At 48.4% G+C, this 9,493-nt stretch carries 8 protein-coding genes; 5 read left to right on the forward strand and 3 right to left on the reverse strand.

The window, feature by feature from the left end; genetic code table 11:
* The 4 genes from gnd to AC3A8L_RS10620 form a co-directional block, all read left to right on the forward strand.
* On the forward strand, positions 1 to 1,283 hold a 1,283-nt coding region (gene gnd / locus AC3A8L_RS10605; protein WP_487962224.1), incomplete at its 5' end, for a decarboxylating NADP(+)-dependent phosphogluconate dehydrogenase.
* A 257-nt stretch (positions 1,284 to 1,540) separates the two neighbouring features.
* Entirely contained in the window at positions 1,541 to 2,464 is a 924-nt protein-coding gene (locus AC3A8L_RS10610) for a glycine zipper 2TM domain-containing protein (RefSeq protein WP_487962225.1), read from the forward strand.
* A gap of 247 nt (positions 2,465 to 2,711) precedes the next feature.
* Entirely contained in the window at positions 2,712 to 4,550 is a 1,839-nt protein-coding gene (locus AC3A8L_RS10615; protein ID WP_487962226.1) for a glycoside hydrolase family 5 protein, read from the forward strand.
* 73 nt (positions 4,551 to 4,623) lie between these two features.
* Positions 4,624 to 4,809 carry a CPXCG motif-containing cysteine-rich protein gene (locus AC3A8L_RS10620; RefSeq protein ID WP_487962227.1) on the forward strand — a complete coding sequence of 62 codons (186 nt, stop codon included), beginning with the start codon at positions 4,624 to 4,626 and terminating at the stop codon, positions 4,807 to 4,809.
* 64 nt (positions 4,810 to 4,873) lie between these two features.
* On the opposite strand, the gene AC3A8L_RS10625 is transcribed toward AC3A8L_RS10620, so the two are convergent.
* Positions 4,874 to 5,695: an SDR family oxidoreductase gene (locus tag AC3A8L_RS10625; RefSeq protein ID WP_487962228.1), complete on the reverse strand. Its 822-nt coding sequence runs from the start codon at positions 5,693 to 5,695 to the stop codon at positions 4,874 to 4,876.
* A 31-nt stretch (positions 5,696 to 5,726) separates the two neighbouring features.
* A complete protein-coding gene (locus AC3A8L_RS10630; RefSeq protein ID WP_487962229.1) occupies positions 5,727 to 6,509 on the reverse strand; it encodes an enoyl-CoA hydratase-related protein in 783 nt (260 codons plus the stop codon).
* Between the two features lie 91 nt (positions 6,510 to 6,600).
* Between AC3A8L_RS10630 and argS the strand changes: the two genes are divergently transcribed.
* Positions 6,601 to 8,328, forward strand: a complete 1,728-nt coding sequence (argS, locus tag AC3A8L_RS10635) for an arginine--tRNA ligase (RefSeq protein ID WP_487962230.1) — start codon at positions 6,601 to 6,603, stop codon at positions 8,326 to 8,328.
* A gap of 60 nt (positions 8,329 to 8,388) precedes the next feature.
* Here the strand turns inward: argS and ispH are convergent, their stop codons facing one another.
* Positions 8,389 to 9,321, reverse strand: coding sequence for a 4-hydroxy-3-methylbut-2-enyl diphosphate reductase (gene ispH, locus AC3A8L_RS10640; protein ID WP_487962231.1), 933 nt, complete (start codon positions 9,319 to 9,321; stop codon positions 8,389 to 8,391).
* Between the last annotated feature and the right edge of the window lie 172 nt (positions 9,322 to 9,493).

Genomic DNA, 9,493 nt, shown 5'->3' on the forward strand with positions numbered 1-9,493 from the left:
CTGTAGAAGAGCTCGTTCAATCACTCGCTAAACCACGCAAAATCATGATCATGGTTAAAGCGGGCGGCCCGGTTGATGCAACTATCGAATCTTTGATTCCGCACTTAGAAAAAGGCGACATCATTATTGATGGCGGCAACACCCATTTCCCAGACACTATCCGTCGCGAGAAGTACTTATCTGAAAAAGGTCTGTTCTTTGTCGGTGCCGGTGTTTCTGGTGGTGAAGAAGGCGCATTAAAAGGCCCTTCAATCATGCCTGGCGGATCTAAAGAAGCTTGGGAATTTGTTAAGCCTATATTCCAAGGCATTTCTGCCAAAGTTGAAGGTGGCGAGCCTTGCTGTGACTACGTTGGCGAAAACGGCGCTGGCCACTTCGTTAAAATGGTTCACAACGGTATTGAGTACGGCGACATGCAATTATTGTGTGAAGCCTACCAAGTAATGACGGAAGTCGTTGGCATGAGCGCTGACGAGATTCACGAAGTCTTTGCGGCCTGGAACAACACCGAGTTAGATTCTTACCTCGTTGAAATCACTCGCGACATCATGGCTTATAAAGATGAAGACGGCGAGCCATTGGTTGAGAAGATCCTAGACACTGCAGGCCAAAAAGGTACTGGCAAGTGGACTGGCGTTGTTGCCCTTGATTTGGGTGTTCCTTTAACGCTTATTGCTGAGTCTGTATTTGCACGCTGTATTTCTGCACTTAAAGACGAGCGCGTAGCAGCCTCTAAAGTGATTGAAGGCCCAGCCAAGTCTTTCACTGGCGACAAAGCAGCCTTCATCGAAGACCTTCGCCAAGCGGTATTGGCTTCTAAAATCGTTTCTTACGCACAAGGCTATACCTTAATGCGTGAAGCGGCTAAAGAGTTCAACTGGAACTTAAACTACGGCGGCATCGCTATGATGTGGCGCGGTGGCTGTATCATCCGCTCTGCTTTCTTGGGCGACATCAAAAAAGCTTTTGATAAAAACCCAGAGCTTAGCAACTTATTGTTAGATGACTACTTCACTGACATCGTGACTAAAGCACAGGCTGGCTGGCGTAACGTGGCTGTAGCCACTATTACTAACGGCGTACCCACACCTTGCTTGATGGCTGCTCTTAACTACTTCGACGGCTACCGCACTGCGCGCTTGCCTGCGAACTTGTTACAAGCACAACGCGATTACTTTGGTGCTCACACCTATGAGCGTACCGATAAGCCACGTGGTGAGTTCTTCCACACCAACTGGACTGGCCGTGGCGGCAATACTTCCTCTTCTACTTACGACGTGTAAGTTTAAGTTGATTCAAAAAGGGGAGCTTCGGCTCCCCTTTTTTGTGCGCGATAGGCCACATATGCCAAGCAGGCAACATGAATGGAGCCTGACAATTTAGCTCGAAAATAAACCCTTTACTCAAAACGCGATAACCCTAGCACTCCCAAGATAAGGCGCTTGGCTTTCAAACACTAGGGCTTACAATTGCCGCTATTGCCAGCCTTCAACCACTGATCAACACTACAACTCATTGAACAACCTGCTACGGAGCTCTCATGAACAAACAAATGCTTACCGGCGTTTTACTGGGCACTATTATCGCTACTGCGGGTGGCGCCTATGCGATTCGCAGCGGCGCGCCACAAAGCGCTGCCATCGTGTCTGTCACGCCCATTACCGTTGGCATGGAACAGCAATATGCCACTGTAACGCAGGTAGACCTATGGGCTGAACCCGGCGCACCGACGCTGGCCAGCATCGTCAGCAGCAAACCGATTATTGTCGCCGGTCAAACGCGCGAGGTGTGCGAAGAACGCACGGTTACCCACCAAGCGCCCACCAAAGATGAAAACCAAATAGCTGGTACTGCCGCGGGGGCCGTTATCGGTGGATTACTGGGCAACCAAGTGGGGGGCGGCAACGGGAAAAAGGCCGCTACAGCCCTAAGCGCTATAGCGGGCGGGCTTATTGGCAAAAGCGCCCAAGCTAACCACCAGCAACAACAAACCTACCAAACGGTAGAGCAAGTCTGTAACAACATTCGTGAGCCCGACCAAACCACCGGTTACGAAGTGACTATCAATGTTGAAGGGCAAGAACGACGCATAGGTATGAGCTACAAACCCAAATCCGCCCTACCCGTCCTCGATGGCGAAGTTATTACCGACATTAATAGAGTCAAAAGCATCAAAGCGAATATGCCGCCGCCCAAGTATGAAGTTACCTACACCCTTAGCGGGCAATCTCAGGTCAGCACCCTCACGGAAGCACCAGCTATAGGTGCGAATATCCCATTTGAGTACGGTCAACTGCTTACCACAAACGAGCAACTCGCCAACTTAAAAGCCCGCGAAAATACCATCGTTGCCTACAACGTGGTCTATCAATCAGATGTCGGTATCGGTGAAGTTAGAATGACTCAGCACCCAACGGGCGATACCCTTCAACTAAAACGCGGCAAGCCCGTCATCTCCGAATAGGCCAATAACGCACCCCGCACCGAAGGTTGCTGCAATTAAACTGCCGAAACCTTCCGTGTATATAATTCATACTATATATTCACTCTAATTATGCACGCCAAGTTCACTAAAGGCTCTTTCTTAGTAAAGTGTCTCATTTTTTGACGACATGGTCATAAAACGCACGAATGAAAGATGCTACCGTATTAGCAAGTATTTACTCGCCTCAAAACAGCATTATTAAACCAATAAATAACAAGGTAAGACTATGAAGAACCTTAGCGGGCCGCTTTTGAAGACTGGCCGAACACTACCCAAGCACCTACTGCTGGCAGCAGCTATTTCGGCGCTAGCCGCTTGTGGCGGAAACCCAGCCCCGTCCAGTAGCAGCGCAAACAATTCTAGCGAAACCACACAAGTCAGCTCCAGCGCTATGCCTGTTAGCTCTTCATCTATCATGGAAAGCTCTTCTAGTGCGATATCGTCGAGCAGCATTATGCCGAGCTCAAGCTCTGCGGCATCGGTTAGCTCAGCACCAACTTCATCCGGTGCAGGCACTCTTCTAGATAGCGATGGAACCTTTGCTAATGGTCAAGGGCTATTCGCTGGCAACGCAAGCGGGGGCTATGACGCATCCATTTACAGCTGGGATGGCGAAGTCATTGTAGAAATTCAAAGCAACGCCACTAAAGCAGATACCACTTGGGAAGCGCAGATGACCCACGACATTTCCGTCACTGAGGGTCAAGAGTACACCTACTGTTTCCGCGCTAAATCAACTGTCAACCGCGATATACCCATAAATATTGACCAAGGAGGAACTCCTGGTTATGCGAGCCTAATGGGCGGCGGCGAGCAAGCTAGACTTACAAACAACTATCAAGATTTCAAGTACACTTTTACCGCATCGGCCAGTGATACCTCAGCGCGCATCACTATGACATTCGGCACTTTCTCTGAAGCCGAGTGGGGTACCGTGTATGTTGATGATGTTGGCGTTTATGAAGGCTCAGAATGTGGTGATCCAAGTGATATACCCGCGCCAGCACAAGGCAGTGGCGGCAAGGGAATCATCGACTACATCAGCCTGAATAATGCCGTGCCTCCTATTACTACTAATGGCAATAAAGTGTTGTTCGATGGTCAACCAGGTAGCCTCTCAGGCGTTAGTTTGTTTTGGTCTAACGCCGGTGAAGGCGAGAAGTTTTACACTTCGGATGTCGTAAGCCAGCTAAAAAACAATTGGAACACCCCCCTGATAAGGGCCGCTATGGCTGTAGAAACAAACTTTAGCACTGCGGGCTATTTAGGGGCTCCCATGTACAACAATCAACGGGTAACAACTATTGTCGACGCTGCGATTGCCAACAATATGTATGCAATTATCGACTGGCATACTCACCACGCCGAAGCACCTCAAAGCCGAGTCGAAGCATCGAAAATGTTTTTCTCCGAAATGGCGAGTAAATACGGCAACAATAATAATGTGATATTCGAAATTTATAACGAGCCTACTTGCGCCACAGAGATTCACGACAGCCCCGATCCCGCAATCAGCGAAACTTGCTATAACGAAAGGACCAGCTGGGAAACAATAAAAGAGTATGCCAAGGAAATCATCCCAGAAATCAGAAAGCATTCTGACAACCTCATCATCGTTGGCACGCCCTATTATTCACAATTTGTAGATAGCGCCTCAGAAAACCCGATAGTTGCAGCCGACTTTCCTGGCAACGCTGACTATGCTGACAATATTGCCTACACACTTCACTTTTATGCGGCTGACCCATACCATCAGGAAGGTTTAAGGAGCAAGGCAATAACCGCGCTAAAAAATGGCATTCCATTATTTGTAACCGAATGGGGCACTGTTAACGCGAATGGTGATGGTAATTTTGATGAAGAAAAGACCGACATTTGGCTTCAGTTTTTGTATGACAATGACATTAGCCACGCCAACTGGTCATTGACCGATAAAAATGAAGGGGCCTCTATACTCACATCAGGTAATGGCTCTGGCTGGTCCGAAAACAACCTCACGGAGTCAGGTCGTTATATCAAGCAAACCACCATTGACTGGGCCAAAAATATTCGCCCAGGCGATTAATTTAAGTAAGAACTAAGACACTAAAAGCCCGCCAAGAGAAATCTAGGCGGGCTTTTTTGCTTAAAGGATGAATATGCTAGACACGCAAAAAAGCTACTGCCCCTACTGCGGCGAACTGATTGAGCTTGTCATTGATACCAGCGAAAGCGAGCAGGAATATATTGAAGACTGCTTTGTTTGCTGCCGACCAATTACAGTAAAAACCAACGCTGATAATAGCGGTAATATCAACGTCACTTTACGAGATGAAAACAGTTAAACTTTGGCGGCCAGAAAAACTTAAGCCGCCTTATGTACGAGGAAGAAAAGTATTTTCTCTCGCTTTAAGAGGTTGGTCTCTCGCCCTGCAACAATTGATTAAACGTGGCCGCAACAGCTGCAACACCGCCCTGCAGCCAACCACCATCAACGGGAATAACAGCCCCCGTTACAAAGCTTGCTAATGGCGAAGCCAAAAACAAACACGCATTACCAATATCAGTTGTAGTGCCCATACGCTGAAGAGGCACCGATTTTTCACACAGTTTCATCGCTGCCGGCGTGGGCGCTAAGCGTGCCACCCCTTCAGTACCCGCTATGGGGCCCGGAATAATACTGTTAATGCGAACGCCGCTAGGACCCCATTCATTGGCAAGGTTGCGCGTAATCATATCAACACCCGCTTTGGCCGCCGATACATGAACTTGCGCAATCATAGGCATTTGCGCCTGCGGTGCTGAAATACTAATAACAGAAGCGCCGGGTTTGTTTAGCAAAGGAAAAATAGCGCGCATAACGTGATAGGTGCCAATTAAATCGATATCAATCACCGATTTAAAAGCATTGGGCGACATCTCATTAGCGAGTGCAGGAAAATTCCCAGCGGCACCCGAAACGACAACATCAAAGCCACCCATGGCTTTGGCCATATTCTCTAAGCCTAATTGCAAATCGTCATAATTTCGAACATCGGCAGCAAACCCCAAAGCCTTAGACGCGCCCAAAGCCTTGAGCGAAGCGACCGTATCATCAACCTTAGCTTGACTACGGCTTGCAACAGCAACTGATGCACCATGTTCGGCAAAGAGCTCGGCAATACCGCGATTAATCCCGCTAGTACCGCCAACCACCATGACATTTAAGGCGCTGCAATCAATTGTAATCATTCTATTTTCCCAACCTAAAATTATTTCGGCACTAGCTTTTATTAAAAAAAGCCGCCAACGCATCCGCAAACTCTTTGCCACCCAGCGCCACTTTAAAGTGTTGCGCTTCAGCCAGCATACACTGCTCTACACTGCTTTTATCCGCCGACTTTAGTAACGCTTTAGTGGTGACCAGCGCATCCGGCGGCACTGCCTGCAGCCGCAGCGCATAATCTACCGCTGCCGCCAACGCATCCTCGACAACAGCATTCACCAAACCACCTGCTTGCGCCTCCTGAGCAGTGAATGCATTCCCCAGCATCAACCACTCCGCAGCTTTTAAATAACCCGCTCGCCTAGGCAACAATAACGAACTCGCATACTCAGGGCATAACCCAAGTTTAGCAAAAGGCATCGAAAGGCTTGCACTCGGTGATGCAAATACCGCATCCGCATGCAACAACATCGTCGTACCGATGCCAATGGCTAGACCATCAACGGCAATAACAACAGGCTTGGGGCAATCCCTCAGCGCCACCATAAAGTGCCACAAACTTGACTGCTCGCTGACGACGCTATCGATTCCCATCGCGGCGAAATCAGCAAGATCGTTACCGCTAGTAAAGCACCCTCCAGCACCCGTAATAATGACAACTCTCGCGGTATCGTCAGCTGAAAAACCGTTCAGCAACGCCGCTAAATCAGCATACATCGCAAGATTGAGCGCGTTTTTAACGGCACCTCGATCCAATGTAATCAACCACGTTGCTCCGCCATTCACAGACTCAGCACAAATATGGCCAGAATTGAGCCCAATCGTCGATATATCTGTCATTTTTAGCCCTCTCGCTTGCAACGCTTCAGCAGCCCGCTACAATCGTCCGGTTTTATTTATTTTCCGTTATATTAAGTACAGTGTAGTGACTATGAGCCTTCGCAATATTTTATCTGAACGTGTTAGCCAAGCCATGCAGGCTGCAGGCATTCCCGCCGAGTGTCAACCGCATGTTGCCCCCAGTAAGAACGCCAACTTCGGCGACTACCAAGCCAACGGCGCAATGGGCGCCGCCAAGGCCATGAAAAGTAACCCTCGCGCCATTGCGCAGAGTATCGTCGAGCACCTAGCCATTGACGATATCGCCAGTAAAATCGAAATCGCTGGCCCCGGGTTTATCAACATACATCTACATAATAGTTGGTTGGCCGAAAGCGCGCAGGCATTAACGGCTAGCGAAGGCGCCAATAGCGCTAACGCATCACAAACAATTGCCGTCGATTACTCTGGTCCTAACCTCGCCAAAGAAATGCACGTTGGGCACTTGCGTTCAAGTATCATTGGCGATGCCGTGGTTCGCACGCTGGAATATTTAGGTTATACCGTTATTCGCCAAAACCATGTGGGCGACTGGGGCACGCAATTCGGCATGCTTATCGCGCACCTTGAAAGCGAGATGGCTAAAGGCGAAAACCCAACACTTGCGCTAAAAGACTTGGAAGTCTTTTACCAGCAAGCCAAAGTGCGTTTTGATCAAGAGCCCGACTTTGCCAATACCGCCCGCGAATACGTGGTTAAGCTGCAAGGTGGCAACGAAAAAATGCTGGCGCTATGGCAGCAATTTCGTGACATTTCACTAACCCACAGCCAAGAAATTTATCAGCACTTGAATGTGTCACTCAACGAAAGCCATGTGCGCGGCGAAAGCGCCTACAACAGCGACCTCGCTACACTGGTTAAAGAACTACAAGATCAAAAACTCGCAGTTACCGATAACGGCGCACAAGTCGTATTCTTACAAGAACTCGCAAACAAAGAAGGTGAGCCATCACCGGTGATTGTTCAAAAAGCCGATGGTGGCTATCTTTATTCCACCACCGATTTAGCCGCCCTTCGCTATCGCGCCAATACGTTAAATGCTCAGCGCATTCTGTATTTTATTGATGCCCGGCAATCACTGCACATGCAGCAAGTATTCACCACAGCGCGCAAAGCCGGCTTCGTAAAAGAAAGCGTTAGCCTAGAGCACCACCCCTTTGGCACGATGATGGGCAGCGACGGCAAGCCGTTCAAAACACGTACTGGAGGCACGGTTAAATTAGCCGCGCTGGTGACCGAAGCCTGCGAGCGAGCGCTTAATACTGTTAAAGAAAAAAATCCAACACTAGCCCCAGAAGAACTGCAAATAATCGCGAACAAAGTCGGTATAGCCGCCGTAAAATACGCCGACTTATGTAAAACGCGCACCAATGATTACATTTTCAACTGGGAAACCATGCTCAGCTTTGAAGGTAATACCGGCCCTTATTTACAGTACGCCTATACCCGTATTCGCAGCATTGTTCGCAAAGCCGAAGGCAGTAGCCTAGATGGCCCCATTGTAATAGCGGCCGAACAAGAAAAAGCACTCGCCATTAAATTACTGCAATTCCACGACTGTGCCGAACAAGTGGCTGCCGAAGCACTACCGCATTTAATGTGTACGTATTTATACGACCTCGCCAGCTTGTTTATGACCTTTTACGAAGCTTGCCCAATATTAAAAGACGGCGTAAGTGACGAAGCTAAAAATAGCCGGCTGTGTTTGAGCGCGAAAGTGAGTGAGGTACTGGAAGCCGGGCTTGGATTGCTGGGTATTGAAGTGATGGAGAAGATGTAGAAGCTTCCACACAATAAAAAAGGCTGTAATTGCAGCCTTTTTTATTGTGCCTCTGCCGCTCTAGCGCAATTCTTTCGGCAATGAAAAACTTACATTCTCAGGTTTACCGTCTAACTCAACAGGCGGTTTTGCGCCCAACTTTTGTAACCCCGAAATCACATCAGTAACCAGTACCTCCGGTGCCGAGGCCCCCGCCGTAATGCCAATATTCTTTTTCCCTTTAAACCACTCTGGGTTTAAATCTTCGGGGCCATCAATTAAATAAGCATCAGTGCCGCAGCGCTCAGCTAATTCGCGAAGGCGATTTGAATTAGAACTATTGGGTGAACCAACAACCAATACAGCGTCGGTTTCCAACGCTAACTGCTTAACAGCATCTTGGCGATTCTGGGTGGCATAACAAATATCGTCTTTACGCGGACCTTCGATATTAGGGAAACGGGCGCGTAGGCTTTCTATTACCTTCGCGGTATCATCCATCGATAATGTCGTCTGGGTGACGTAGGCTAATTTATTCGGGTTTTTTACGTGTAACGTAGCAACATCAGCCTCGTCCTCAACAAGGTAAATGGTACCGCCATTAGAGGTGTCGTACTGCCCCATAGTACCCTCTACTTCAGGGTGCCCTTCGTGCCCAATAAGTATGCACTCCCAGCCTTCAGTACTGTACTTTACAACCTCCAAATGAACCTTAGTCACCAAAGGGCAAGTCGCATCGAATACTTTAAGGCCTCGGTTTCTAGCCTCTTCCCGCACCGCCTGCGATACCCCGTGAGCACTGAAAATAACAATCACGTCATCGGGGATTTCACTTAGCTCATCAACAAAAATAGCTCCACGCTCTTTTAACGTTTCTACTACAAATTTATTGTGTACCACCTCATGGCGTACATAAATCGGAGCACCAAAAATATCTAACGCACGGTTTACAATATCAATTGCGCGATCAACACCAGCGCAAAAACCGCGAGGATTAGCCAATTTAATTTGCATAACATCTACCCAATATAAAAATGGAACAATCAACAAAAGAAGTAACTATTCAAGTGGGCTCGAAATAATGCCCACCCAAAAGGCGAATTGATTGTTTTCTGGGCATTCAAGCGTCAGGAACGCTTGCATAGTGCCCATGGATGGCTTGAACGGCCCAGAAAATGATCAGTTT

It is taken from the genome of Marinagarivorans sp., from assembly GCF_982758155.1.